This is a genomic window from Pseudoalteromonas sp. MMG013, assembly GCF_018100885.1.
GTDB classification, from domain to species: domain Bacteria; phylum Pseudomonadota; class Gammaproteobacteria; order Enterobacterales; family Alteromonadaceae; genus Pseudoalteromonas; species Pseudoalteromonas aurantia.
The window spans coordinates 77,212-104,015 of record NZ_JAGJEE010000004.1; the positions used below are offsets into that span (position 1 = coordinate 77,212).

The 26,804-nt window shown below is 42.2% G+C and carries 28 protein-coding genes and 4 tRNA genes; 5 read left to right on the top strand and 27 right to left on the bottom strand.

Features of this window, described 5'->3' with window-relative positions; translation table 11 throughout:
- Positions 1 to 42 precede the first annotated feature (42 nt).
- The 10 genes from J8L98_RS05395 to xerD all read right to left on the bottom strand — a co-directional run bounded on the left by J8L98_RS05395 (position 43) and on the right by xerD (position 7,580).
- Positions 43 to 119 (bottom strand) — tRNA-Arg (locus tag J8L98_RS05395).
- Between the two features lie 152 nt (positions 120 to 271).
- Positions 272 to 348 (bottom strand) — tRNA-Arg (locus tag J8L98_RS05400).
- Positions 349 to 489: 141 nt separating this feature from the next.
- Positions 490 to 566: transfer RNA gene (locus tag J8L98_RS05405), tRNA-Arg, on the bottom strand.
- A gap of 59 nt (positions 567 to 625) precedes the next feature.
- Positions 626 to 718: transfer RNA gene (locus tag J8L98_RS05410), tRNA-Ser, on the bottom strand.
- Between the two features lie 122 nt (positions 719 to 840).
- The gene (locus tag J8L98_RS05415; RefSeq protein ID WP_192508730.1) at positions 841 to 1,029 is read right to left on the bottom strand and encodes a hypothetical protein; all 189 of its coding nucleotides are present in this window, start codon (positions 1,027 to 1,029) and stop codon (positions 841 to 843) included.
- A 239-nt stretch (positions 1,030 to 1,268) separates the two neighbouring features.
- Positions 1,269 to 2,810, bottom strand: a complete 1,542-nt coding sequence (gene lysS, locus J8L98_RS05420) for a lysine--tRNA ligase (RefSeq protein ID WP_210995639.1) — start codon at positions 2,808 to 2,810, stop codon at positions 1,269 to 1,271.
- A 27-nt stretch (positions 2,811 to 2,837) separates the two neighbouring features.
- Positions 2,838 to 3,936 (bottom strand): peptide chain release factor 2 gene (prfB, locus tag J8L98_RS05425; protein ID WP_192508732.1). Its coding sequence is split into 2 segments (ribosomal slippage): positions 2,838 to 3,860 and positions 3,862 to 3,936, totalling 1,098 coding nucleotides; the frame shifts between segments, so codons are not numbered across the junction.
- A 121-nt stretch (positions 3,937 to 4,057) separates the two neighbouring features.
- Positions 4,058 to 5,782 (bottom strand): single-stranded-DNA-specific exonuclease RecJ, encoded by a 1,725-nt coding sequence (gene recJ / locus J8L98_RS05430; protein WP_210995640.1) that lies wholly within the window; start codon positions 5,780 to 5,782, stop codon positions 4,058 to 4,060.
- A gap of 74 nt (positions 5,783 to 5,856) precedes the next feature.
- Positions 5,857 to 6,591, bottom strand: a complete 735-nt coding sequence (dsbC, locus tag J8L98_RS05435) for a bifunctional protein-disulfide isomerase/oxidoreductase DsbC (protein WP_192508734.1) — start codon at positions 6,589 to 6,591, stop codon at positions 5,857 to 5,859.
- A gap of 62 nt (positions 6,592 to 6,653) precedes the next feature.
- On the bottom strand, positions 6,654 to 7,580 hold the full coding sequence (xerD, locus tag J8L98_RS05440; RefSeq protein ID WP_210995641.1) for a site-specific tyrosine recombinase XerD: 927 nt from the start codon (positions 7,578 to 7,580) through the stop codon (positions 6,654 to 6,656).
- 80 nt (positions 7,581 to 7,660) lie between these two features.
- Between xerD and fldB the strand changes: the two genes are divergently transcribed.
- The gene (fldB, locus tag J8L98_RS05445; RefSeq protein WP_210995642.1) at positions 7,661 to 8,182 is read left to right on the top strand and encodes a flavodoxin FldB; all 522 of its coding nucleotides are present in this window, start codon (positions 7,661 to 7,663) and stop codon (positions 8,180 to 8,182) included.
- A gap of 69 nt (positions 8,183 to 8,251) precedes the next feature.
- On the opposite strand, the gene J8L98_RS05450 is transcribed toward fldB, so the two are convergent.
- Both J8L98_RS05450 and J8L98_RS05455 read right to left on the bottom strand, forming a co-directional pair.
- Positions 8,252 to 8,758 carry a hypothetical protein gene (locus J8L98_RS05450; protein WP_210995643.1) on the bottom strand — a complete coding sequence of 169 codons (507 nt, stop codon included), beginning with the start codon at positions 8,756 to 8,758 and terminating at the stop codon, positions 8,252 to 8,254.
- Between the two features lie 176 nt (positions 8,759 to 8,934).
- A complete protein-coding gene (locus J8L98_RS05455) occupies positions 8,935 to 9,636 on the bottom strand; it encodes a methyltransferase (protein ID WP_210995644.1) in 702 nt (233 codons plus the stop codon).
- A 68-nt stretch (positions 9,637 to 9,704) separates the two neighbouring features.
- Here J8L98_RS05455 and srmB point away from each other — a divergent pair, with 68 nt between their 5' ends.
- On the top strand, positions 9,705 to 10,937 hold the full coding sequence (gene srmB / locus J8L98_RS05460; RefSeq protein WP_192508739.1) for an ATP-dependent RNA helicase SrmB: 1,233 nt from the start codon (positions 9,705 to 9,707) through the stop codon (positions 10,935 to 10,937).
- Positions 10,938 to 10,965: 28 nt separating this feature from the next.
- On the opposite strand, the gene J8L98_RS05465 is transcribed toward srmB, so the two are convergent.
- The 3 genes from J8L98_RS05465 to J8L98_RS05475 are packed head-to-tail and all read right to left on the bottom strand — an operon-like array spanning position 10,966 to position 13,879.
- Complete coding sequence (locus J8L98_RS05465) at positions 10,966 to 12,180, bottom strand: FAD-dependent oxidoreductase (RefSeq protein ID WP_210995645.1); 1,215 nt, start codon at positions 12,178 to 12,180, stop codon at positions 10,966 to 10,968.
- Positions 12,177 to 13,568, bottom strand: a complete 1,392-nt coding sequence (locus J8L98_RS05470) for an FAD/NAD(P)-binding oxidoreductase (RefSeq protein ID WP_210995646.1) — start codon at positions 13,566 to 13,568, stop codon at positions 12,177 to 12,179. Before J8L98_RS05470 ends, J8L98_RS05465 begins: the two co-directional genes overlap by 4 nt.
- On the bottom strand, positions 13,565 to 13,879 hold the full coding sequence (locus tag J8L98_RS05475; protein ID WP_210995647.1) for a 2Fe-2S iron-sulfur cluster-binding protein: 315 nt from the start codon (positions 13,877 to 13,879) through the stop codon (positions 13,565 to 13,567). Before J8L98_RS05475 ends, J8L98_RS05470 begins: the two co-directional genes overlap by 4 nt.
- 221 nt (positions 13,880 to 14,100) lie before the next feature.
- Between J8L98_RS05475 and J8L98_RS05480 the strand changes: the two genes are divergently transcribed.
- Positions 14,101 to 14,889, top strand: a complete 789-nt coding sequence (locus J8L98_RS05480; protein ID WP_210995648.1) for a hypothetical protein — start codon at positions 14,101 to 14,103, stop codon at positions 14,887 to 14,889.
- On the opposite strand, the gene J8L98_RS05485 is transcribed toward J8L98_RS05480, so the two are convergent.
- The 3 genes from J8L98_RS05485 to yaaA are packed head-to-tail and all read right to left on the bottom strand — an operon-like array spanning position 14,886 to position 17,122.
- Positions 14,886 to 16,055: an MFS transporter gene (locus J8L98_RS05485; protein ID WP_210995649.1), complete on the bottom strand. Its 1,170-nt coding sequence runs from the start codon at positions 16,053 to 16,055 to the stop codon at positions 14,886 to 14,888. The two genes, J8L98_RS05480 and J8L98_RS05485, sit on opposite strands and share 4 nt — an antisense overlap.
- Before the next feature lie 30 nt (positions 16,056 to 16,085).
- Positions 16,086 to 16,346, bottom strand: coding sequence for a hypothetical protein (locus tag J8L98_RS05490; protein ID WP_210995650.1), 261 nt, complete (start codon positions 16,344 to 16,346; stop codon positions 16,086 to 16,088).
- Positions 16,343 to 17,122, bottom strand: a complete 780-nt coding sequence (gene yaaA, locus J8L98_RS05495) for a peroxide stress protein YaaA (RefSeq protein WP_210995651.1) — start codon at positions 17,120 to 17,122, stop codon at positions 16,343 to 16,345. Before yaaA ends, J8L98_RS05490 begins: the two co-directional genes overlap by 4 nt.
- Before the next feature lie 258 nt (positions 17,123 to 17,380).
- Between yaaA and tal the strand changes: the two genes are divergently transcribed.
- Together tal and J8L98_RS05505 are read left to right on the top strand one after the other, a co-directional pair.
- A complete protein-coding gene (gene tal / locus J8L98_RS05500) occupies positions 17,381 to 18,331 on the top strand; it encodes a transaldolase (RefSeq protein ID WP_210995652.1) in 951 nt (316 codons plus the stop codon).
- A gap of 214 nt (positions 18,332 to 18,545) precedes the next feature.
- Positions 18,546 to 18,737 (top strand): DUF3545 family protein, encoded by a 192-nt coding sequence (locus J8L98_RS05505; protein ID WP_210995653.1) that lies wholly within the window; start codon positions 18,546 to 18,548, stop codon positions 18,735 to 18,737.
- A gap of 71 nt (positions 18,738 to 18,808) precedes the next feature.
- Here the strand turns inward: J8L98_RS05505 and ung are convergent, their stop codons facing one another.
- From ung to J8L98_RS05550, 9 genes are read right to left on the bottom strand one after another with little or no spacing between them, the layout of a single operon-like run.
- On the bottom strand, positions 18,809 to 19,468 hold the full coding sequence (ung, locus tag J8L98_RS05510; RefSeq protein WP_210995654.1) for a uracil-DNA glycosylase: 660 nt from the start codon (positions 19,466 to 19,468) through the stop codon (positions 18,809 to 18,811).
- 45 nt (positions 19,469 to 19,513) lie between these two features.
- A complete protein-coding gene (locus J8L98_RS05515) occupies positions 19,514 to 20,362 on the bottom strand; it encodes a cobalamin-binding protein (protein ID WP_210995655.1) in 849 nt (282 codons plus the stop codon).
- A complete protein-coding gene (cobO, locus tag J8L98_RS05520) occupies positions 20,362 to 20,994 on the bottom strand; it encodes a cob(I)yrinic acid a,c-diamide adenosyltransferase (protein WP_210995656.1) in 633 nt (210 codons plus the stop codon). The genes J8L98_RS05515 and cobO overlap by 1 nt, the downstream gene beginning before the upstream one ends.
- An 8-nt stretch (positions 20,995 to 21,002) precedes the next feature.
- A complete protein-coding gene (locus tag J8L98_RS05525) occupies positions 21,003 to 22,478 on the bottom strand; it encodes a cobyric acid synthase (RefSeq protein ID WP_210995657.1) in 1,476 nt (491 codons plus the stop codon).
- An 11-nt stretch (positions 22,479 to 22,489) separates the two neighbouring features.
- A complete protein-coding gene (gene cobU / locus J8L98_RS05530; RefSeq protein ID WP_210995658.1) occupies positions 22,490 to 23,020 on the bottom strand; it encodes a bifunctional adenosylcobinamide kinase/adenosylcobinamide-phosphate guanylyltransferase in 531 nt (176 codons plus the stop codon).
- Positions 23,017 to 23,838, bottom strand: coding sequence for an adenosylcobinamide-GDP ribazoletransferase (locus J8L98_RS05535; RefSeq protein ID WP_210995659.1), 822 nt, complete (start codon positions 23,836 to 23,838; stop codon positions 23,017 to 23,019). The genes cobU and J8L98_RS05535 overlap by 4 nt, the downstream gene beginning before the upstream one ends.
- Positions 23,783 to 24,847, bottom strand: coding sequence for a nicotinate-nucleotide--dimethylbenzimidazole phosphoribosyltransferase (cobT, locus tag J8L98_RS05540; protein WP_210995660.1), 1,065 nt, complete (start codon positions 24,845 to 24,847; stop codon positions 23,783 to 23,785). Before cobT ends, J8L98_RS05535 begins: the two co-directional genes overlap by 56 nt.
- A 33-nt stretch (positions 24,848 to 24,880) precedes the next feature.
- A complete protein-coding gene (locus J8L98_RS05545; protein WP_210995661.1) occupies positions 24,881 to 25,870 on the bottom strand; it encodes an iron ABC transporter permease in 990 nt (329 codons plus the stop codon).
- Positions 25,867 to 26,682, bottom strand: coding sequence for an ABC transporter ATP-binding protein (locus J8L98_RS05550; protein ID WP_210995662.1), 816 nt, complete (start codon positions 26,680 to 26,682; stop codon positions 25,867 to 25,869). The genes J8L98_RS05545 and J8L98_RS05550 overlap by 4 nt, the downstream gene beginning before the upstream one ends.
- Between the last annotated feature and the right edge of the window lie 122 nt (positions 26,683 to 26,804).

The following is a 26,804-nucleotide window of genomic DNA, read 5'->3' on the forward strand; positions in this document are numbered from 1 at the left end:
ATCTTACTTTGATATCTCTTTGTTTATCCACTGAGAGAAAAGTGGCGGACGCGGGAGGATTCGAACCTCCGACCGCCTGGTTCGTAGCCAGGTACTCTATCCAGCTGAGCTACGCGTCCGTTATTAAGTTTTATTTTCATCGATACTTCTTCGATGCGAACTTTTATTGTAACCATCATTGCCAAATAAACTATTCAGCTTAGCTACGTGTTCGTATTGGTAATTTTATATCTTACTCAGATACCTCTTTGTTTATCCACTGAGAGAAAAGTGGCGGACGCGGGAGGATTCGAACCTCCGACCGCCTGGTTCGTAGCCAGGTACTCTATCCAGCTGAGCTACGCGTCCGTTATTAAGTTTTATTTTCATCGATACGAACTTTTATCGTAACCATCATTGCCAAATAAACTATTCAGCTTAGCTACGTGTTCGTATTGGTAATTTTATATCTTACTCAGATACCTCTTTGTTTATCCACTTAGAGAAAAGTGGCGGACGCGGGAGGATTCGAACCTCCGACCGCCTGGTTCGTAGCCAGGTACTCTATCCAGCTGAGCTACGCGTCCGTTATTAAGTTTTTATTTATATCGAACTTTATCGATAAGACATACCATTTATAAATAAATGGCGGAGAAGGAGGGATTCGAACCCTCGATAGGGCTACAAACCCTATACTCCCTTAGCAGGGGAGCGCCTTCAGCCACTCGGCCACCTCTCCGTGTCGTGGGGCGTATAATATAGGCTAGAAAAAATATGTCAAACACTTTTCTTGTAAAATCAGGCCGTATGGTGATAGATTAACCAGCTTGGTTGAAATCCTCACTTGAATAGGTCCTAGAATTAATCATGGTCTTGAAAACGACTGAGGGTATGCCTATCAATAAGTGCTTTTTTAGAGTCTTTCAATTCAGCTAAATAAGCATCTTGATATCCTAAACGCTGGAATTCGCAAATACACATCCGACAATATTCCATTCTCAACTCATCATTATCATCTTTTGAAGGTTGATATTTTTGTGGTTCTTTCATTTTTATGATTATCCATTAACCGCGCTCCAGCAGTATAGGAAACAATCAAAGACTTGCCAGTTCTAGATTTAATGGCATATGCAGTACGTATTTCATCTGCATAGACTAGCCAGTTGTTTTATTTGAGTAATTCATCTAATTAGCATTAGACTAAAGTCGCATACTGAGATATATCGCACGCAAATAACAGAAAAGCGCCATGAAGGCGCTTTTCTCAATCGTATCACTCTCAGGTGTACTTAGTCCGTTTGCGGTCTCATATGAGGAAACAAGATCACATCTTTAATCGTTGATGAATCAGTAAATAGCATCACTAAACGGTCAATACCAATACCTTCACCTGCCGTAGGCGGTAATCCATACTCTAATGCACGAATGTAATCTTCGTCATAATGCATAGCTTCATCATCACCCGCATCTTTCTCTTCAACCTGACGTGCAAAGCGTGCAGCTTGATCTTCAGCATCATTTAGCTCAGAAAATCCGTTTGCCAATTCACGTCCACCAACGAAGAATTCAAAACGGTCAGTAATGAATGCGTTGTCGTCATTACGACGCGCAAGTGGAGACACTTCCCACGGGTATGCAGTAATGAAAGTCGGTTGAATAAGTTTATGCTCTGCCACTTCTTCAAATATTTCACATAAGAACTTACCAGGTCCCCATACACAGTTTTCAGGGATTTTAACGTGTACCTGTTTAGCAAATACTTTTAGTGCGTCAAAATGATTTTCAGGGTCTTGGAAAATTTCAGCTTGCTTAGCCGCTTCTTCACTGTGCTCAATGATCGCATCGGCCATTGTTAAACGCACAAACGGCTGACCAAAGTCATACTCAACGCTATCAGTAACTTCACCTTCCGCATTCTTAGTGGTATTCACAATCGTCGTCGTGCCCAACACATCTTGTGCCACAGTACGTAGCATATCTTCAGTTAAATTCATCAAGTCATTGTAATCAGCATACGCTTGATAAAATTCAATCATGGTGAATTCAGGGTTATGGCGTGTTGATAAACCTTCGTTACGGAAGTTACGGTTTATTTCAAATACACGGTCAAAGCCACCCACAACTAAACGCTTTAAGTAAAGTTCAGGCGCAATACGCAAGTACATATCAATGTCGAGTGCATTATGGTGTGTCGCAAACGGACGAGCTGTCGCACCACCAGGAATAACCTGTAACATAGGCGTTTCAACTTCCATAAACTCACGTTCAGCAAGGAAACGACGAATACCTTCAATCACTTTTGAACGAATGCGGAATGTTTCACGCGTATCAGTATTGGTGATCAAATCAACATAGCGCTGACGGTATTTGGCTTCTTGATCTGTTAAACCATGAAACTTCTCGGGTAGCGGACGCAATGATTTAGTCAACAGTTCATATTGAACCATATCAACGTATAAATCGCCTTTGCCTGACTTGTGTACAGGTCCCGTTACACCAATAATATCGCCAATATCAAGCTGACCATATTTTGCTTTTAGATCTTTTTGAACATCTTTAGACGCATACGCTTGAATACGGCCTTTCATGTCTTGCAGCACTAAGAAAGGGCCACGCTTTGCTAAGACACGCCCAGCAATTGACGCCTGCTGGTTTAATTCAACAAGCTCTTCTTTCGATTTATCACCAAACTTAGCTTGTAGATCAGCCGTATAATCTTCACGGCGGAAGCTGTTAGGGTGGCCATTGGCACTGCAATTCTCGCGAATCGCATCCAACTTAGTACGACGCTCAGCAATGAGTTTATTTTCGTCTTGGATTTGATCTGTCATTTTATAGCTCTTAGTTTAGCTTGTTGATTAAAGGCCTGATTTCAGGCTAGCTTCGATAAATCTATCTAGGTCACCATCAAGTACGGCTTGCGTATTTCGATTTTCGACACCAGTACGTAAATCCTTAATTCGAGAGTCATCCAATACATAAGAACGTATTTGACTGCCCCAACCTATGTCTGACTTGGCGTCTTCTTGTGACTGCTTTTCTGCGTTCTGAGCTTGCATTTCAAGCTCAAACAACTTGGCTTTTAATTGCTTCATCGCTTGCGCTTTGTTTTTATGCTGCGAACGCTCATTTTGACACTGTACAACGGTATTTGTTGGTAAGTGCGTAATACGTACTGCTGATTCAGTGGTATTTACGTGCTGACCACCCGCTCCTGACGCTCTGTATACATCAATGCGCAATTCAGCAGGGTTAATATCTATTTCAATATTGTCATCAACTTCCGGATAAACAAACGCTGACGCAAATGAAGTATGGCGACGACCACTTGAGTCAAATGGACTTTTACGAACCAAACGATGTACGCCTGTTTCTGTGCGTAACCAGCCATAGGCATATTCACCACTGAAACGTACCGTGGCGCCTTTAATACCGGCAACATCACCATCGGTGGCTTCTACGAGCTCCACTTTAAAACCTTTTGCTTCACCCCAGCGTAAATACATACGCAGTAGCATATTACACCAGTCTTGTGCTTCAGTACCGCCTGAACCGGATTGCAAATCGAGATATGCATCATTGTCATCGTGTGGGCCCGAGAACATTCTACGAAACTCTAGCTTTTCAAGGCTTGCAACCAAACCTGCGAGCTCCTGCTCTGCTTCATCAAAAGTTTCTTGATCTTCCGCTTCAACGGCCAACTCAACTAACCCTTCCACATCATCAGCACCGGCCACCAAAGTGTCAATGGTTTCAACCACAATTTCTAAAGCCGATTTTTCACGGCCTAGCGCCTGTGCTCTTTCTGGTTCATTCCATACTGCCGAGTCTTCAAGTTCAGCGTTAACTTCTTCTAAACGCTCTTGTTTAAGAGCATAGTCAAAGGTACCCCCGAAGCAGCTCAGTACGTTCGCGAATGTCCTTGATTTGGTTAATCACAGGATTCACTTCAAACATGCACATTACTCCAAAAATTTCACTACAATGATTGGTTATTGCACTCACCCAGCGGTAATCTGCAACAGCCTAATTGTTAAACGCGCCATACTAACAAAATTTGTTCCTGCTATAAATGTCTTTATGCCGTTATTACGCTGATTTCTCGCACGATTAACTGTAATGTAAATTTACCGCGAAACTCATTGATATCTAATTGATACGCAACTTGTGCCAATTGCGCTTGATTATTAGGCCAAGCCCTTACATCAACATTAAATGCAATTGCATCGACTAATTTTCCTGATGAATGCTTCAACACCAATTTAAGGTGTTTTTCTCCAACAATACGTTGTTGAATTAATTCAAATTCTCCACAAAAAACAGGCTCTGGGAAATGCTGCCCCCAAGGGCCTGCTTGTTGTAAAAGCTGTGCGAAATCCATGGTAAAACACTCAGCAGGCAAGGCCCCATCGGTCAACAATACGCTCTGTTTATGCTCTTCAGACAACAATTTACTGACTGTGGCTTCAAAGACAAGTTTAAACTGCGCAAAACTGTCTTCATATATCGTCAAACCTGCAGCCATTGCATGACCACCAAACTTTAAAATTAAACCTGGATGTTGGGTGTTAAGCTGTTCCAATAAATCTCGCATATGTAATCCATCGATTGAACGACACGAGCCTTTTATTTCGCCATTATCACCTTGAGCAAAAATCACAGCGGGACGATGATACTGCTCTTTTAATCGACCTGCCAAAATACCTATTACGCCTTGATGCCAATCATCTTGATACAAACAAACTGCATCAGGAACCCCCTGACTACTTAACACTAAGCGTTCTAGCACCGAGTGTGCTTCTTGTTGCATACCTTGCTCTATTTCACGACGCTCATGGTTTAAACCATCAAGTTCACCCGCGATACGACGGGCTTGATTCATATCTTTTGATAACAAACACGCTATACCCAAACTCATATCATCTAATCGACCTGCAGCATTCAGTCTCGGCGCAAGTGAAAAACCAAAATCGCTTGCACTTAAACGCGCGGCATTACGATTGGCAACTTCAATCAATGCTTGAATGCCAGGCCTGGTTTTACCACTTCGGATCCGTGCAAGCCCCTGATATACCAACGTACGATTATTTGCATCAAGTGCGACCACATCCGCAACGGTCCCTAACGCAACAATGTCCAATAATGCGGCCAAATTAGGTTCAGTATTTGTTGCAAAATAACCCTGCTCTCTCAGCTTATTACGCAGCGCAATTAATAAATAGAAGGCAACTCCCACACCGGCGATTGATTTAGATGGAAATCCACAGTCATGTTGATTTGGGTTCACAATGGCATCTGCATTAGGCAAGTGCGCTCCCTGTAAGTGATGATCCGTTACGATCACGGTGATCCCTGCTTGTTTAACAAGATCAATACCTGCAATACACGAAATACCATTATCAACTGTGATCACTAAATTAGGTTTAAGCGCCACGATTTGCTCTGCTAAAGCAGGACTTAATCCGTACCCTAAACTAAATCTATCTGGTACCAAGTAATCGACATGCGTAAAACCAAACTGGGGAAGCCCTTCCATCAATACTGCGGTGCTTGTTGCGCCATCCGCATCAAAATCCCCCACAACCAACACGGTCGCATTTTTAGCCAACATCTCTACAAGGATATTACTGGCCTTATCCATATCTTTAAATAACTTAAAATCAAGTAACGTTTTTGCACTGTTATCTAATTCGCTTGCGTCTAAAACGCCTCTCGTTGCATAAATTTGTTTGATAACAGGATGTAAGTGGGCGGGTAAATGACTATCTTCTACAAATGGGCGAGTACGGATCTCTGTGTTCATTTAACATCTCAAATTTTTTAGGCAACAAAAAAGGCCTTACGGCCTTTTCTAATTATAGAATGAGTATACCAAATTTAAGATTTTTTGCTGTTCTCTTCTAACGCTTTAGACAGTGCTGCTGCAGGCTGATAGCCTGGGATCAATGAGCCATCTTCTAAAATAATCGCAGGCGTACCTGTGATACCAAAGCTCTGGCCTAGTTCATAATGCTCCGAAACTGGCGCACTACAGTTTTCAACTTTAGCAACTGTTTGTCCTGCTTTAGCATCTGTCAGTGCTTGTGCTGCATCTTTTGCACACCAAACATTGCGTAAGTCTTCATAACCTGACCCACGTAAGCCTCCCCGTGGGAACGCCATATATTTAACCGTAATACCTGCGGCCAAATAATCATCTAGCTCACGGTGTAACTTACGACAATAGCCACATGTAATGTCTGTAAATACCGTTATTTGGTGTTTTTCATTTTCAGCTTTATATACAATCATCGAATCTTGATAATCGGCAACACCTTCTTTGCGTAATCCACTCAACGCCCCTTCCGTCAAGTTCTCACGGTTTTCAAGGTCAATCACCGTGCCCTGAATAAGGTACTTACCATCCGCGCTCGCATATAAAACACCTTTATCGGTGATCACTGTTTTAATACTTGGGATTGGGCTATCTGATATACTTTTAACTGTCACACCTAAACCAGAAAACTGCTCAATAATAGGGTCAGCCAACAATGGGGTTGGTGTTTCTGGTATCGTATTCGCTAAAGTTGAAAAGCTACACGCCAATGCGGCAGCTAAAATTAGTTTTTTCATATTCTGCTCATTAATTATTATGCGGTTACCCACTAAGACCGGAAAACCTCTAAAAAATTCCACTATGCTCTGGGATGATGTTGCTGATGTAACGATTTTAACCGTTCACTGGCAACATGGGTATAAATTTGTGTCGTCGATAAATCACTGTGACCTAGCATCATTTGGACGACACGTAAGTCCGCACCATGATTAAGCAAATGTGTTGCAAAAGCATGACGCAACGTGTGTGGTGATAATGGCGACGTTACATTAGCCAAAATAGCATAGTGTTTAATACGATGCCAAAAGGTTTGTCGAGTCATACCAACTCCTCGCTTTGATGGAAAAACGAAGTCAGTCGCATGTTTTATCATTTGCGGTCGACCCAGCTTCAAAAACTGTTCGATCCAATGCAATGCTTCTTCGCCCATAGGTACCAATCGTTCTTTACCGCCTTTTCCTCGAACCAAGACAACGGCTTGTCGCAAATTCACTTGTTCAATACGTAGCCCTACCAATTCAGTTACTCGTAATCCCGTAGCATATAAGAGCTCCAGCATCGCTTTATCCCTGAGACCCAAAGGTTCATCAACCTCAGGAGCATCAAGCAAAGCTTCCACTTCTAGCTCTGTTAATGTTTTAGGTAGCGATTGTATTATTTTTGGTTGCGCAATACTGAGCAATGGCGTCGCTGTTATTTTTTGTTCTTTGACCCAATATAAAAAAAATCGTTTTAGTGCACTAATTGACCGTGCTGTGCTGCGTGACTTCAGCCCTAGGTCAACTCGATACGCTAAATATGCTTCAATATCGCTACTTTGCACCTCCATCAAAGAAATGTCTCGCTGCGACTTTATCAAAAACTCGGTAAACTTGCCTAAGTCAGATCGGTATGCTGCTAAAGTATTGTCACTCAGCCCCTGTTCTAAAAACAAGGTATCTAAGAATGCCTCTATATAGTCATCATTACTCGATATATTGGTATTGTTGTTGGAAAATTCGCTCACAGGCTTCCTGTATCAATTTTTAACATCATAGGGTAGACTTCGCGCCTATCATAACAGTCAATTAGAAAGTGATAAATACAATGCAAATAGCGTTATTTTATGGTTCAACAACCTGCTATACAGAAATGGCAGCTGAAAAGATTCGTGACATTATTGGTGAAGATACAATTTCATTACATAACATCAAAGATGAGCCATTAATAAATGCAGAGCAATATGACTTTTTAATTTTAGGCATTTCTACATGGGATTTCGGAGAGCTTCAAGAAGATTGGGAGTCTAGCTGGGATGACATTGAAAGTGTAAACCTTGCAGGCAAAACCATTGCGTTATTCGGTATGGGTGATCAACAAGGTTATGGTCAATGGTTTCAAGACGCTTTAGGCATGCTACATGATAAAATACAGCCTCAAGGTGTTAATTTTATTGGTTATTGGCCCAATACAGCTGACTATGAATTCGAAGCATCAAAAGCACTCACTGAAGATGCGAGTCACTTTGTGGGATTGGCACTCGATGAAGACAGTCAGTATGAAAAAAGCGACGAACGAATCGCCAGCTGGATAGAACTGATAATGACCCAATACGGCGATTCACTATAGCTCTCTCACTGAACGGCTTTTCATTCTGTCATACATTCGGGCCATTTTATGTAACGTCTCCCAATGCAGTTAAACCGTAGCGGGATCCGCCCATGATACTTCTCGGATCCAAGTCTTGAGTGCCGGAAAGTCTTCAATAGAATCAATCATCCCCCATGCGGCTAACAAAGGTTGGCCGTACAATTCATTCTTTTCAAAAACCATAATCAGATTCTCACTGGACCCTTTGTAACCACCTGAATGTAATACGACACTGGTTGGCAGACCGATATGTTGAATAGCAGCCACGGACCATGCGATTGCCGCAATTTCCTCACCCTTCATCCAGTTTTTATTACTGCGACTTTTGTATACATCACCACTTAACAAGTGACGCTCAGTCGGCTCACATACGGCAATATGGCCAGCCTCATGTAATATATCACCGGCATAACTCAACTTTTCAACATCAATCAGTAATACACCTTGCTGTAACTTCAAACCGGGTAAAAACGTATCACTTGTTAAACGACTCAGCTGAAAGGGTACCTCAATAGTTTCTAAAAATGTCAAAATCTTGCGTATGGTCTGATCCATCAAATATCCCCTTCACGTTATCAATCAAAATTCGCATTCTATGCTATTTTGAAGCACTTCCTCTTATAAATAAAGTCATTGTAAGATGCTGTAATTTTAGATAAAAACAAGTTATCTAAAATTATTTCTTCTATATTTACTCAGTGTTATTGATGATAAATAGAATAGCCTCGTCATTACATCTTCAAGTAAAAATCCCGACATAATCCAATATACTCCGGTGTATAGGTATTATTGCTATTACGCACACATAGCGCACTCATCAGTGTTGTATCACACGACGTTAATGAAAACTCCATAAGGCGACGACTCACTGGTTTATTTGGTGTCATTTTTACATTGCAGACTCTGTGTAAATATAAGCCCATCACACGGCCACATTCAATAAAAACATCAGCTTCAGAACAAGGTAAAATGACCGTCAAAGTACTCTTTGCATGGCTCACTTGAATATAAGCGCTGAGTAATTCACTGAAACTCAAGCCATCAGTATGTCGCGCTTTATTTCTTTGCTTATCAGGGCTTTTTAGACTGTTATTAAAATATGGAGGGTTGCTAATAACGCAATCAAATGTATGATTTGATTCAAATACTTGAATTGCACATTGATGAACCATAATATCAGGCCATGGACTCTGTGAAATATTATGCCGCGCATCATTAACTGCCTCCGCATCAATTTCAACAGCATCAATGATTAAGTCTTGATTACGCTGTTTACACATCAGCGCCAATAACCCAGTGCCTGTTCCTATGTCTAATAAACGCTGTGCACCTACTAAATTAGCCCATGCCCCCAACAAAATACCATCAGTTGATACCTTCATGGCGCTATTGTTCTGTTGAACCTTAAACTGTTTAAATGCAAAGCTAGTCATTATTCACCTTTTCGAAAATCACCATCACGCGTATAATTGAGACCATTGTCCTTTATTTATGATGTGCTATGCAATTTTCTGAATTTGATCTTGATACCAAAGTGTTGAACGCGATTGACAAAATGGGTTATCAATCCGCTACCAGTATACAACAGCTGGCAATTCCTGAAGCGTTAATCGGGCGTGATATATTAGCCTCCGCCCCAACTGGTACAGGGAAAACCGCTGCATTTTTAATCCCTGCAATTCAGCATTTGCTTGACTTTCCTCGTAAAGACCCTGGTTTTGCACGTGTGTTAATAATGACACCAACACGAGAGCTTGCTTATCAAATACATGAACAATGCCAGTTACTCGCTGCAAACACACACTTGAAGATTGGTGTGGTAACGGGAGGCATTAACTATGGTACACATAAAGAGATCTTTGAAAAGAACAATGACATTTTGATCTCAACACCTGGTCGGTTGATGGAATACCTTGAAACAGAAAACTTCCACGCAGAAAATGTTGAACTGTTGATTCTAGACGAAGCTGACCGCATGCTTGACCTTGGTTTCAAAAAAGAAATGCTCCGTATTTGTGAAGAAGCCAAAAACCGTCGTCAGTGCTTTTTATTCTCTGCAACATTAGAAGGCGATAGCGTTGAATTATTTGCTGAACGTATTTTAAATGATCCGGCTTTACTGGAGGCAGAATCATCTCGCAAAGAAAAAGCCAAAATACACCAATGGGTGCACTTAGCGGATAACTATACCCATAAACTAGAATTACTACTGCATTTATTACAAAGTGAAACTGAAGTACAAAAAGCCATCGTATTTGTAAAGACCCGAGAACGCTTAGAACAACTTGTTGGAGAACTCTATACGCATGGCGTAAAAACCACATGGCTACGCGGTGAAATGCCACAAGATAAGCGTATGACCGCCATGGCCAATTTCCAAAGTGGCCGCACGCGTATTTTGATTGCAACCGATGTTGCAGCCCGTGGTATTGATGTTCCTGACATTACGCATGTTATTAACTTTGATTTGCCACGCACAGCAGATGTTTACGTTCACCGCATTGGTCGTACTGCTAGAGCTGGTAAAAAAGGCACAGCCATCTCATTTGTCGAAGCCCATGACGTAGCCATTTTAGCCAAAATTGAGCGCTATATTGACTTAGGCCTTAAACGAAGAGTGATAAAAGGCTTAGAAGCGCAAAATAAAGAAGCGCGCCCACCGAAGAAGAAGAAAGATCCGCTCAAAATGAAAGCGAAAAAGAAAGCAAAAGCCAAGATCAAGAAAAAGAAATAAATTATGAAAGGCCTCTATGAGGCCTTTTTTATTCTGCAGTAAAAAAACGCGTCACACTAAATGGCGTTAAATCTAATGTAGTGTCTTGTCCTGTTACCAGCTCAGTAATCAACTGACCTGTGATAGCTGAAGTCACAATGCCTGTTCGAAAATGCCCACATGCATTAATGTATCCTGCAATGCCAGGGACATGACCTAATATCGGCAACTCATCTGGCGTACCAGGGCGTAACCCAGCCCAACAGCGCTTTATATTACTTTCTTTTAAGATAGGTAAACATTTTAATGCCCCTTGGGACAGTTCGGTAATTTTATCCAAACTATTTGTCGTATCAAAGCCCTTTTCTTCCGTGGAGGAGCCAATTAAAATTTCACCATTATCTTTTTGCGCAATGTAGCAGTCACTGGTACTGATACAACCATTGAGTACTTTCGGTAAACGTTCAGACAGAACAATTTGCCCTTTCACTGGGTATACTGGCATGTGCAATCCAGTTGCCTGATTAAACAACGTATCAGCCCATGCGCCAGCAGCATTAATGAGCGTGTCGCATAGATACGTTTCTTCATTGGTCGTCACACCAGTGACACGATTTCCCTCGCGTAAAATCGATGTCACTTCATTGTTTAAAACCAGTTCAACACCATTTTGTCTTGCCCCTTCGATGTACGCATCCACTAACCGATAAGGATTAACTTGATGATCACAAATAAAATCTATTGCACCAATCGCATCCGGTGTGACATAAGGCTCTTCGGCTTTTAACTGTGCTGCATCTAACCACCGAACTTGATCTGCAAGATGAGGAATACCGCTGGTAATTTGGTCGGCATAAATACGATCATCTTCGTTATACATGATGAACTTTAGCCCCGTGCGTTCAAACTTAAAATCGACACCATGTCGCTCAAGCATTTCTTGATGAAGTGCCGGATACATGGCGTTTGAAGTCAAGGCGAACTCAAAGAAACAATCTGGCAACTGGTGAGGCCGCATAACAGGGATCTCTTTGCCTTTTGCTTCACTTTGCAACTTAGATAAGGTTTTGAAAAAAATAACGCCACAACCTAACCCAACAGATTCACCAATAGCCCATAATCCACCAGCAGAAGCTCGCGACGCGTTCCCCGGTTTTTTTATATCGATGAGTGCAATCTTCAAATCCGTATCTCGACTTAAAAAATAGGCACACGCGGCACCAATCACACCGCCTCCTGCAATAACAATATCGAATTTTTTCATTCGTGCTCTTCCAAAAAAGTAAATGGGATTGGATCTAATGGGAAACGTGGTTTAATAGTCCCAATATCATCTATACACCCTGCTTGATGTAATCTATCTACCGCATAACTTGAACACGTTTTACCTTGGCAATCTCCCATGCCAATGCGCGTACGCATTTTCAAGCTTGTAATATCTTTAACACCTTGAGCGAGTGCAATATCGACTTGTGCACGTGTTGTTTTTTCACATCGACACACAATCGTTTCCGGTTGGGCAAGTGCCATTAAACCTTTTTGCCGCGCTGAGAATCGATCAAAACCATACCGAAATCGCTTAATTCGATCTAACTTCCTCATCACCTTTCCAGCATGCTGTGCCGCCTGTTTCGCATTGAGCACCCCTCTGCGTTCAGCAATTCGTATGGCTGCGATTTGTCCTTCACAAATCGCGGCATCAGCACCCAATAACCCACTGCTATCACCAGCGATATATACATTTTTTACATTACTATGTTGCCAGCGATCTAGAATCGGAATACTGCCACTGACATTACTATATTCATGCTCAACACCCAATAACATCGCCAATTGACTACGCGCCACAAACCCATAGCCAACCCCAACAGCGTCGACTTCTATGGTTTTAGTATTTTGCAAATCGGCTTGCCACTGAGCATTGTAAGGCGCAACAACCACGCTACTAACTGAATGATCTCCTAGTGCTTTAACAACCCCCCAGCCATAGTGAAAAGGAATATCGTGCTTTTTCAAATACCCCATCATGCTTAAACCAGATAAAGTGAGCTTGGGTTTATTGAGTAAAGCAACGGCTTCTTTGGCCAATTTACCAAATTGACTTGCTTCATAGACACCAGCGACTTCAACCCCTGACTTATGTAATTGACACGCAACTAACGGCAATAGAGGCCCCGTTCCCACCAATGCCATTTTACTCCCTGGTTTTACCAACCCACTTTTGAGTTGTAACTGCACTCCTCCCATCAACATCACCCCCGGTAGCTGCCACCCTTGAAACGGAATACTCCTTTCATGACAGCCCGTGGCTACCACAAGCTCTTCGTAGGCTAAATTTTCTAATCTCTCATCTTTGCTTACCAGTAAGTTTTTCTTACCTTCAGGCCCCAAAACTCGTGTATTCGTCAATAAACTAATATGTTTCACATTATTATCATAACGCCTTTGTAAGGCCGCCATGGCGCGTTTTAAATTATCGTCTAGATGCGGCAATGTTAGTGTGCTACGTAATGGCCCTCGATAAATCACCCCGCCAATTTTTGATGCTTCATCCACGACTGTACTCGCAATACCAAACTTTCCTAGGTGGGCAGCTGTCGCGGTACCAGCGGGGCCACCGCCAACAATTACCACAGGGTGATTATGTGTCATTTTATACCCTCTTCGAAAAATCGATTCACCAGTGTCTCGACTGTCATTTGTGGCTGAACAACCGTCTGACAAGCACGCTTTTTAAATCGTTTGTTCACTTTTACATGACAGCAATGGCATACGCCCATGCCACAATACGCCCCTGAAACACTTTGATGGTCATTCACCATCAACTCCTTATGCTCCGTTGCAAGCAAAACCGATAAAATAGTTTCCCCTTCGCTTACCGCAACCTTTTGATGATTTACGGTTATTTCAAATGACGGTGATGTGATGGGCGTAATGTCCTTTGTTCGCCTTAAACATTTCATAACTTGCCTCTGCTAAATAAATTATTTTGAATAAATTTTAATTTACTCTTCGATGCGCAGATTAATAACAATGAAAACAAAAAACAAACACATTAATTACGTAAAATTAACTTTATTGCGATTTGTTGATCTAGATCTTGATTTACTATTATTTATCACTGTTTACGCGGTATATTAACCAGCTGAAATGATGATATAAAATCCTAAGGACAACATAAAATATGGAAATTTCTAGCCACCAATTAAATTTACTGTGTGGTGCGCTTGCACAGTTACGTTTACAGGCTGATTTAATCTTAGCGCCCAAATACCCTACATTTGCAGGCAAACCATACCCACTTGGTCGCTGTAAAGAAATTCGTGATGAAGTGTATTTGTTGTTAAAAGACCAGAGTAGCTACAACAATCATCCCGTTTTAAACCTCCTCAAAACACAGGAGCAAGCGTATCCAAACATAAAAAAAGTGTGGGGTTCACTGCGTGACGAGTATTTTCAAAATGCCATGATAATTGAGCAATGGTATATAGATGTGGCCAATGATACGGTCGATGCAAATAAGCCAAGAGTCGAAATGGTTCTGTCATCTCATGCTGGATTTGGCCCCATCACCAGCTTTACCCAATTTGCCAATATTGCCCGGCCATACTGGCAAGTAGATTTATATCGAAATGACGTTTGCCCTGCATTGGCTCCTTTTCTGCCTATCGTATGTGTCGGAAAGAATAACGTAAGTTGGCTTGCCGCTGCCAATGACGACATGCTCAATTTAGCAATGCAAAGTGAATTTAAAGCATCTGAAGATATTTTAAATAACCTGCCTCAGCTACCTATGAATATTCGTAACAAATGGCAAGCACTATTGACAAAACACGCTGCAACACAACTACTTACATCAGAAGGTCAAGCTGTGACTTTTTGTCAAAAATATAGGGCGCAGTCATTACATTTAGACCTGTCATTTAGAGACAACATTGTTATTGCATATAGCCAATTACCAAAAGGTGTTTAAGCTACCTCAAGCACCTTTTGCTGCACAGTACTAAACCAATATATAATACCAAGCGCTAATATCATGATAGGAATTGTCCACATATTTAGCGTTTGCCATCCCACGACAGCTTCTAGCCATCCCGCACCTAAAGATGATATTGCCACCATACTAAATACCAAAAATTCATTACTTGCTTGTGCCTTTGCTCGCTCACAAGGGTGATATGTCTCACTGACCATCTGTGTGGCAGAAATAAACATAAAGTTCCATCCTATTCCCAGTAAACACAAGGCAAACAGAAAATGTTCATGGCTCACACCTTGTAAATTAACTATACAACACAGCAAAATAATCAATGCACCCACCGCCATTATTTTGGCTTGACCAAATCGCTCAATTAACTTACCAGTGAAAAATGAAGGTACAAACATCCCCAATACGTGCCACTCGATAACCAATGCAGACTCCGCCAAATCAAACCCGTGGCGATGCATTGCCAACGGCGTAGCCGTCATCAATAAATTCATGATGGTATAACTCAACATGGCAATCACGACCGCAGTAATAAATTGCGGTTGAGCCACTATCTCTTTCAATGATCGTGCGCTTGCGTTACTACTTGTTTTTGCCACCTCATTAAATGTCACGACTTGTAATAAACACAGAGCTAATAAATACAAGCCACTCAATGAGATAAAGACATTAGCATAATTTAGGCTCGGGAAGTTATTTGTCACCCATACGGCTAAATTGGGCCCCAGTATTGCGGCAATAACGCCACTGGCCATTATTGTAGATATTGCCGTTGCGGGATTATCGCTCGCTTCAATTGCTGCAAAACGATATAAAGTTGCAAATCCAATACCTACCCCGATTAACAACGTCGCCGCACAAAATAGTAAAAATGCACTTTGGCTCAATGCGACATAACCCAAAAATGTGCCAATAAGCCCAATGAGATTACCAAAGCTAAATCCCCAGCGACGGCCTATTTTCGCCATCAGCAACGATGCTGGAATCGTCGCGATTAATAACCCGAACATTTGTGTAGCAACAGGCAAAGTTGTTAATGCTGCTGACGGACTCAGAGCTTGCCCCACTAAAGCTGCAATGGTGACTAACAAAATATTACCTGTCGTAATTAACCCTTGGCACATAGCCAATAACAACACATTCTTATTCATTGTATTCTTTACCGTTGTTAAGCAAGTATTTTACCACCCCACACTGGGCGTTGGCTGGCTATTTGGATCATTTGGCGATACACGGCAACGATTTAATGCTTCGAAACACTTATCTAGGCAGCTATTCTGCTGCGCACCCGGTATCGATGTATCATCACGGCAGTAATTCGCACAATTTGCATGTGCTTGCTCACAGCTAACCGTACCATTTGTGACCGATGTGCCAAATTGAGCACTACACCCTATTGCCGTTAATACAATAAATATCACTATGACACTTTGTTTTATCATGCTTGCTCCGCTCTTAGAAATACAGGTTCATTGGCTTTCATTGTCGCTTCTTCACTGAAGTAGTACCCTGCTACATTAAACGCTTTTAGTGCTTCTAAGCTCGTAATATTTTGTTCGATTATGTAGCGTGCCATCATGCCTCGTGCTTTCTTTGCATAAAAGCTAATCACTTTAAATTGGCCGTTTTTGCAATCTTTAAAAATAGGCGTAATAATTTCCGCGTTGAGCACTTTTTTATTGACGGCTTTAAAATATTCATTGGATGCTAAATTGACCAACTGAGACGCTTGCTGCGCTGCCAATGTTGCATTTAAATTTTCAGCAATAGTCGTGCCCCAAAACTCATACAGGTTCTTACCTCGGCTATTCTCTAATTTTGTGCCCATTTCTAAACGATACGGCTGCATTAAATCCAGTGGCCGCAATACTCCATATAAGCCAGACAATATACGGAGAGTGTTTTGCGCATAATTAAGCGCGTCATCACTCAAACTCGTCGCATCTAATCCGGTATAAACATCACCGTTAAATGCCAGTACAGCCTGTTTCGCATTATTTGTAGTAAATGGTTGCGACCATTCACTAAATCGCGCGGCATTTAACCCTGATAGCTTGTCGCTAATTTTCATTAAGCTGCCTATCTGCTGCGGTGACAAGGTTCGACATACTGCCATTAATTCTTCGCTATGATCGAGTAATTGCCCTTGTGTATGGCGTGAAATATGCGCAGGAGTATCGAAATCTAAATTTTTTGCAGGAGATATTACCGTGATCATGGCTAGCCTATTGACTTGAAAATTGTTTAGTGTCAATTTCAACACTATCCCCGCAGGACTTCAAGCTTTGAATAACCCTTGAACCTATAAGGGATAGCCCTAAATTCGTGTAATGACCCGCTAGCTCCTTCTGGTTGCGCTTACCTTGGTCTGTATCTGTTTAGATACGGACAATTGACCTATTAAAGCTAATCACAGTATTGCAACATAGCGGAATTACACTTTTATATTTGCTGCAAATAGGAATGAGGACAGCTAATGACATCAGCACTAGATAGGCTTAAACAGCATTCATCCATTGTTGCCGACACCGGCGACATCGAAGCCATACGCAAGCATCAGCCTGAAGATGCAACGACCAACCCATCGCTATTACTCAAAGCAAGTGAAATGCCTGCATACCAAGCTTATTTACAAAAAGCATGGGACTTTGCTAAAACAAACGAATCTGATGCTCGACAACAATTAGAGCTCGCTTGCGATTACTTCGCAGTATTGATTGGTAAAGAAATAGCCGAGATTGTGCCAGGCTATATATCTACCGAAGTGGATGCTCGCTTGTCTTTTGATACACAAGCCATGATCAATAAAGCCAACACCTTGTTAAAACTGTATGAACAAGAGGGTGTGAGCAAAGATAAAATACTGATCAAGATTGCATCAACGTGGGAAGGTATTAAAGCCGCAGAACAACTTGAAAAAGAAGGTATTAAGTGTAATTTAACGTTATTATTTAGCCAAGCCCAAGCCCGTGCCTGTGCCGATGCAAATGTATTTTTGATTTCACCATTCGTTGGCCGAATCTTAGATTGGCATGTGGCGAATGGTCTTGAGAAGCCTACCGATCCACTTAACGATCCTGGTGTACAATCTGTTTGTAGTATTTATGAGTTCTATAAACGCCATGATTATAAAACCGTGGTTATGGGGGCGAGTTTCCGTAATACTGGCGAAATCATTGCACTTACCGGATGCGACAAGCTCACCATCAGCCCTGGACTACTTGAAGAACTTGGCAACCTAACCGATGCACAAGAATACTTGCTAGAAAGCAATTACCCTGTGGAAGCTAAACCTGCGCCGCTAACTGAAGCCCAATTCCGCTGGTTGCATAACCAAGATGCCATGGCGACTGAAAAACTGGCTGAAGGCATTCGTTCATTCGCAGATGCCCAAGAAACACTTGAGACACGCTTTAAAGCGCTATAAACCACCCAGTTTACCTACCTCAAAAAAACGCTGCCTATGCAGCGTTTTTTTATTCTACCATTTTGACCTTCATCAAACTGTCACTTTATTTTAACCTAGATGACACATAGTTGTTTTATTTTTAGCCGTGTTGTGATATACCAAAGTTGCTTGTAGTGCAGGCATGCACACTGAGCTCGCGTTATTGAGGTTAATAATCAATTAGGAGATATTCATGGATAGCCTAGACGATATGATTGAACTACTAGAAGGTCCTGAAACAAAAAAACGTGCCTCTCAAAAAAGTAAAAAACGAAAGTGGCGTGAAATCGAAGCGCTGAAAGACAAACAGCGTCTTCGCAAAGAACTACAGGAATTAGACTACTTTGCAGACAACCTAGACTTAGACGACTTAGATTTGGTCTAAGTCCATAAAAAAGGCTCCTTAGGAGCCTTTTTTAATACTAAAAACCTAAAAAATCAGCCTATCTAGCTTCTTTATATTTGCCAATCAATCGCTTTTTTACCCATTTTTACCAACAACTGATTCGTTTTAGAAAAGTGGCTACACCCGAAAAAGCCTCGATGTGCAGACAAAGGGGATGGATGAGGCGCATGCAGTACATGATGACGGTCAGTATCAATTTTTTTGCCCTTTTTCTGGGCATGTGCACCCCATAATAAGAAAATTGTACCTTGAGTGTGTTCATCAAGGTATGCGATAACTGCATCTGTGAAACGCTCCCACCCTAGCTTTTTGTGAGAATGCGCAGCACCTTGCTCAACGGTTAATACGGTATTGAGTAACAATACCCCCTGCTCTGCCCAAGGTAATAAGTAACCGTGTTGGGGAATCATAAAGCCATTAATATCTTGCGCGAGTTCTTTATACATATTCGCCAATGAAGGTGGCGGCTTTATACCTGGCAGTACTGAGAAGCATAAGCCATGTGCTTGATCCGGTCCATGGTATGGGTCTTGCCCAAGAATAACGACTTTGACTTGCTCTAGTGCGGTAGCATTTAACGCCTCAAAAACATGCTGCTCCTGCGGGTAAACAATCACACCTTCCGCGCGACGCTGAGCCACATAGTCCAACGTCTCTTGCAAATAAGGTTGCGCCTGTTCATGTGCCAGTAACGCTTGCCAGCAATTCATTAATACCCCCTTCTTTTATAAAGTGTACAACCAAAGCTGATCACCTTATTTCACCTGTGCTTGATAAAAAGCCTTTGATGCCAAAATTTTATCACACATATCTGTCACCCCATCAAGCACACGCGTGCTATAACGGTGTAATAAGTCGGCATTCACCGTTATAAATTGGTCATACTTTACTGCGGGGATCTCCGGCCACTTATGCCAATCCACCATTTTAACCTGCTTCTTGGTTTTTTCATCAGGAACAATGATCACTTGAGGGCTTGCTTTTATCACATTCTCGATACTGATTTGTGGGTAATCAGTGGCATTATTTGCAAATGCATTCTCTACACCGCACACCATCAACAATTGGTGGATCCAAGTGTTTTTATTCACCGTCATCATAGGCTCAGGCCAAAGTTGATAAAACACTTTAAGAGAAGGTGTGTCTGCGTAACGCCCTTTTATCGCATTAAATTGCGCTGTAAAAGCACCTGCCGCCCCCTCTGCCTGTTGAACGTTTCCCGTCAACTGACCAAATAAACGTAGTTCGTCTGCGACCTTATTGATGTCTTTGGCTTCGCTATACACCACTTTAATGCCTAACTTTTCTACTTTCTCTAAATCAATTTTTTTACTGCCTGTTTGCCAAGCGATGACTAAGTCAGGTTTAAGCGCTAATAACTTTTCGAGTTGAATACCATTATAACCACCAATTCGAGGGATCTGGTTTGCTTGCGCAGGAAAGTCTGCGTAATCAACAGTCCCCACGATTAAATCACCCGCGCCTACCGTGAATAAGTTTTCAACAATATGAGGCGCTAAAGCGACGATACGCTTTGCCTCAGCGGCTTGGCTATTAAGGCTGATGAGTAATAACATCAAAAGTAACAAGCTGTAACGTTGCATTAAAAATCAAACCCTTTTTGCGCTTTTATCCCTGCTTCAAAGGCATGCTTTACGTTGCGAACTTCACTGACCGTATCAGCAAGATCTGTTAAACGCCGATGTGCCGCTCTTCCTGTGATTATCACTGACTGCATTTTAGGACGATTTTCAATTGCGGTAATGACCTCATCTAAATCAATATATTCGTAGGTCACCATATAAGTCAATTCGTCAAGTAAAACCAGATCTATACTGTCATCTGCTAACCAAGCTTTCGCTTGAATCCAGGTGTCTTGTGCTGCTTTCGTGTCGGTAACACGGTTTTGCGTTTCCCAAGTAAACCCTGTTTTCATCACCGAAAATGGCACCCCCGCTTTTTCCAGTAAGTTGCGCTCTCCACACTCCCACATACCTTTAATAAATTGTGCTACTGCCGCATTCATACCATGGCCAACACAACGGGCTACCGTACCAAACCCAGAAGTCGACTTGCCTTTACCATTGCCAGTAATCACTTGAAATATACCTTGCTCTGTTTGTGCAGCCGCCACTTTTGCATCAACACTTTCTTTTACTTTCTGCTGACGTTTCTGGTGCTTATCATGCCTTTCTTGTTGCGACTGTTGTGTATTCTCTTGCTTATTTGTACTCATAAAGCCCTCTATTGACCATATGTTATGGCGGTGATTTTTGGTATATCTAAATATTGTTCACATACATCAGCAAGGCGCTCTAGTTGTGCCTCGCGATGCGTATTGAGATCAAACATTGTATTTTGTAATTGGCCATTGCTCGCCCAGCCTAATATTGATTGGGCAGCGCAGGCACTATCGAACAAGCCATGTAAGTAAGTACCCGCCATCAGATTATCATCAGAAATAAAACCATCATGCTCGTAACCATTGGGATGATCTGTAAAAGATAAAAAAGGCTGACACATCGCAGGGCCAGTACTGTACCCACAATGGATTTCATAACCCGAAATACTCACCTTTTCGTCATCTAGATGACATTTTCCGCTGACTTGAGTCAACACTTTATCCGCGGTTAATACCGTTTTGAACTGTGCTAATCCTAACCCCTTAATTTCTGTTACGCTTGATTCTATCCCTAACGGATCACTGATGGACTCACCCAACATTTGCAACCCGCCGCACACCCCGAGCACTTTACCACCATAGCGTAAATGGCGCTTAATCTCCTGTGACCAAGTTTCTGACTGTAAAAAAGCCAAATCACTGATCACGTTCTTGCTACCTGGAAGAATGATCAGATCAACATTACCAATCTGTTGAGTATGACGTATATAGCGCAAATCCACATTGGGGTGTAGACGCAGCGCGTCAAAGTCAGTGTGATTACTAATATGAGGGAATAATAATACAGCAATAGTGAGCTGTTTATCTTCGACGACATTATCCATAGCAACCGCATCTTCGGCATCTAAATTTAATGCATGTAAATACGGCAATACCCCTAACACTGGTTTTCCTGTGCGCGCTTCTAACCAATCAAGGCCAGATTGCAACAAGCTGAGATCTCCGCGAAAGCGATTGATCACAAACCCTTTTACGAGGGCTTGCTCTTGCTCACTGAGTAACATTAGCGTGCCTACCAAATGTGCAAATACGCCCCCTTTATCGATATCTGCGATAATAATAACTGGGCAATGAACCTCAGTAGCAAACCCCATATTTGCAATATCATTTTCTCGTAAATTGATTTCTGCGGGGCTCCCTGCGCCTTCCACCATAATCATATCGAATGAGGTCATTAAGCGAGTATGCGATTGTAAAACAGCCTGCATAGCCACTTTTTTGTAATCATGATATTTCGTGGCTTCCATATTACTAATGGCTTTGCCGTGAATAATCACTTGTGCGCCAGTATCGCTGTTGGGCTTCAGTAAGATTGGATTAAAATCCGTATCAAGCGGAACTTTCGCTGCAACAGCTTGTAGAGCTTGTGCTCGACCGATTTCCCCACCGCATGGCGTCACTGCACTATTTAGTGCCATATTCTGCGGCTTAAAAGGTGCGACTTTACGATGTTTCCTAGCAAAAACACGACATAACCCCGCGACAAGGGTACTTTTACCAGCATCGGATGTGGTGCCTTGCACCATCAAAGTTTTCAATCGTTTTATCTCTATTTAATGCGTAAGGCACAGCCGGCCATAATAAATTCAACTCTATCCGCTAACTGTGCAATATCTTGGTGTAACCACCCAGACTGATCGACAAATACACGACTCAGCTCACCTAAGGGAACAATGCCATGTCCTACCTCGTTGCTCACTAAAATAATGCGCGCTTGGCTTTTCTCCAGCGCAGTTAAAAGCGCGGATTTTTGTTGCAAAAAAGCGTCTACCCCCTGTTCGCATAAACCATACGTTAACCAAAGTGTTAAGCAATCTACTAAAATACAGGTGTTCTTATCTGCATCCGTTATAACTTCAGGTAATGACCATGGTTCTTCAACCACTGACCAATCCTCAGACCTTGAAACGCGGTGGTGTTTAACCCGTTGCGCCATTTCTTCATCTTTTACTTGTGCCGTGGCAACATACACTAACTGGGATACCAAATTACTATGCAGCCATTGCTCTGCTTGGCGCTCGGCCAAACGGCTCTTTCCTGAACGAGCTCCGCCTAACATCAATACTATTTTTTCATTCATAACCATACCTGAACGCAAAAACCGTAAATAACCAATTCAGCGATTTGCTGTGCTGCACCGAGACAATCTCCGGTATAGCCTCTTAATTGACTTTTAAACCAGGTAATACACAGAAAACGAGTAAGCCATAACACACAGATCAACAACACGCACTCGATAAAAGAAAACAACTGAGTTAACCACATCAACAATAAAAGGCTACCAGCGCTACAATATAAAACCTTTAGGCTTTGCCGAGATAAAGCTTTTGCAACCGGTTTAACCTTACTTTGTGCATCTTCTTGTACATAAGCTAACCTGCCAATAATACTGGTCGCCATTGCTCTGCTTAACGTATGAGCACAAATCAGTGCTGCGCTAACCCATAGCCAATGATCGGCCAACAACATAAGTAGTTCATATTTAGCTAATAACAGTAACACCAGCGATGTTGCACCGTAGGTACCTAAGCGACTATCTTTCATAATGGTCAGTTTTTGTGAGACAGACCAACCACCACCAAAACCATCCCATACATCCGCAAAGCCATCCTCATGGAACGCCCCTGTTAATATTAACCCGCTCGCAAGCACGATGATAATCGCCATTGAATCAGGAAATAAAAACTGTAACCCACAATACAATAACGCCAATGCCGCACCAATAGCGCCACCCACAATGGCAAAATAGCGACTCGCTTCGTTCAACGCATTATCAGCAATCGGCATCTCAATGCTTACCGGTATTCGCGTTAAAAAACTCACCGCTAATAACAATCCTTGCCTATTCACCTTGTACAACCTGAGTAACTTGCGCGTCTTCAAAACTGGCCATGTCATTATATAAAGCCAGAGCACTTTGCATAATGGGTAAAGTGAGGGCTGCGCCGCTACCTTCACCTAAACGCAGGCCTAAATTGAGTAACGGTTTTACATTTAAATACTCCAGCATTTTTGCATGAGCTTGCTCACCTGAGCAATGTGCAAAAATCATATATTGCTGAGCATTAGGTGATAGCGCAATCACAATCATGGCCGCAGCAGTGGCAATAAACCCATCGACCACAATGACGGCTTGCAACCGTGCTGCCTGCTGCATAGCGCCCACCATTTGACAGATTTCAAAGCCACCTAAACAACGTAAAATGTTACGCGCATTGGTGAGCTTCGATTCATGAAGCACCAGCGCCTGTGCCACTAGCTGTTGCTTTTTAATAACAACTTCGCCGCTCACTCCAGTTCCTTTTCCTACCGTTTCTTCTGGAGACAACCCCGAAAGCGCGGAAAAAATAGCAGCCGCTGAGCTAGTATTGCCAATCCCCATCTCTCCAAATGCATATACATTTGCACCTTTTTGACTTTGTAATGTCAGTATTCGCGCGCCAAGGTTAAGACCTTGCTCAAGCTGTGCTTCACTCATAGCTTCATATTCATGAAATGCTTGAGTTATATTGCCCAATCGTTGAGAAATCACCCCTAAATCAGCTTCTGGTACATTCAAAATACCACAATCTACAACACTCAATTGCCAACCAAACTGGCGGCACAAAACGTTAATCGCCGCGCCACCAGCTGCAAAATTAGCCATCATTTGCCCCGTCACCTCACTCGGTGCTATAGATACGCCTTGTGAGGCAATACCATGATCCCCTGCAAATACGATTAACTGGGGTGCTATAACAACCCATTTTTTTGATAAAAACTCAGTATCTGATGTGTGTTGAGAAAAAATACTCACCAACTGAAAAGCAACACACTCTAACTGCCCTAATGCGCCGAGTGGTTTGGTTTTTAAATCAATCTTTTGTTTTATTTGTGCTGAAAATTTATTATCTAATGGCTTTACCATATGTTTATTCTCATTATGTATTTCACAACCCAACTAGGCTGACCGCTTTCGAAACATCAGCAGACCTAAGAAAAAGACACTGCCAATTGCTGAAGTGATCACGCCAATCGGTAACTCTTGATTTTCTAATGCGACCCGTGCAATAACGTCAACCCAAATCATTAACAACCCACCACTCAACGCTGTTGCGAACAGCCCTAAAGTGGTCGCTTGAGACACAAAAAAACGTACAATATGTGGGATCATCAATCCTACAAACCCGACGCCACCACACATTGCGACTAACACAGCCGTTAACAACGAACTCAACAACAACATACCTAAACGTAGCTTTTCAACGCTCACACCTAGAGTCGTGGCACTTTCATCACCCAGTAAAAGGGCGTTGATTGAACGACGTAACAGCAGCATCACCAACATGCAAGCACAAACCACAAAAGAGGGTAACCATAGCCACTGCCAATCTGCTCTGCTAAAACTGCCTAAGTTCCAAAATAAAATAGCGCTGATCGCCTGAGGATCGCTCCAATACAATAATAAACTTGTAAACGCACTGAACAGGAAGGACAACGCAACCCCAGCCAATAACATCGCCTCTACTTGAGCGGAGCCTCGCCCTTTTGCAATCAACAACAAGAGCGTCATGGCCAACAAGCTACCGGCAAACGCTGCCCCAGAAAGCGCAAGACCAGCTTGAATGCCTGTCAGTGCGAACAGTAATACAACCCCAAAAGATGCGCCAGATGAAATACCAAAAAGATAAGGATCAGCCAAAGGGTTACGAGTCACCGTCTGTAAAATGAGTCCAGCCAACGCTAAGCCACTACCTGCAATAAATGCGAGAATAACGCGTGGCAGACGTAGCTCAAACACAATTTTTTGTGAGAAGTCATTTGCTTGATATTGCCACAGTGCATTAAAGACATGCTCCCCCGTAATATCAATTGCTCCCAACTTCAACGCCATAAAAAAACTGAATACACAACCAAAGAACAGTACACATATTGTAACGATACGCTTCATAATGCATATCCGTAATGATACCGAATATGTGGGACTTGCTCGATGCCTTCATAAGGGCATGACACAGAACTTACCGATGCACATACGCCATAAACATCCGCCAACAATTGTGCATTGAACACGTCGAGTGGTTTTCCATGTGCAACTAAAGCACCTTCCTTTAAAACGAGTATTTCATCGCACAATGCACCAGCAAGATTTAAGTCATGAAAAGAAGCGAGTACTGTGATGTTGAGTGATTTAGCAAGCTCCATTATTTGAATTTGATACTTCACATCAAGGTGGCTCGTTGGCTCATCCATAATCAAAAACACAGGCTGCTGTACTATCGCTCGTGCAATTAATACCCGTTGCTTTTCACCACCGGAAAGATAAGAAAATGGCTGGCGAGTTTTATCACTGAGACCTACTTTATCGATAGCACTGGCTACAGCCAATTTATCTTGTAAACTCACAGCACTAAATAATGACTTGTGAGGTAATACCCCCATTGCCACTACATCAAAAACACTCAAATTAAAATGGTCTGGGATCTCTTGTAACACCACTGCGACTTGCCTTGCATAGTCTTGTCTTGAGTAATGGCATAAAGACTTACCTAAAAAGACAATTTCCCCCATCGTTGGGGTGGTATATCGATATAGGCTTCGTAACAACGAAGATTTTCCAGCTCCATTAGGGCCAATTAAGCCAACAAACTTGCCTGTATCAATCGAGAAGTTAATATCACTGAGTATCTGATGATCATCAATTTTCAGCGCAAGATCACGTACTTCAATAACTTTCGTTTGGGACTTTTTAGCGTCTTCCACAGTGCCCCTTTAGCATCAGTTAAGCTTTAACAAGCGATTGAATAAATCAGCAGTGTACGCATTATATCAAGGTGAGCAATATAAAGGACAACCCATCATATCATTTGAAATATGGGTATTAT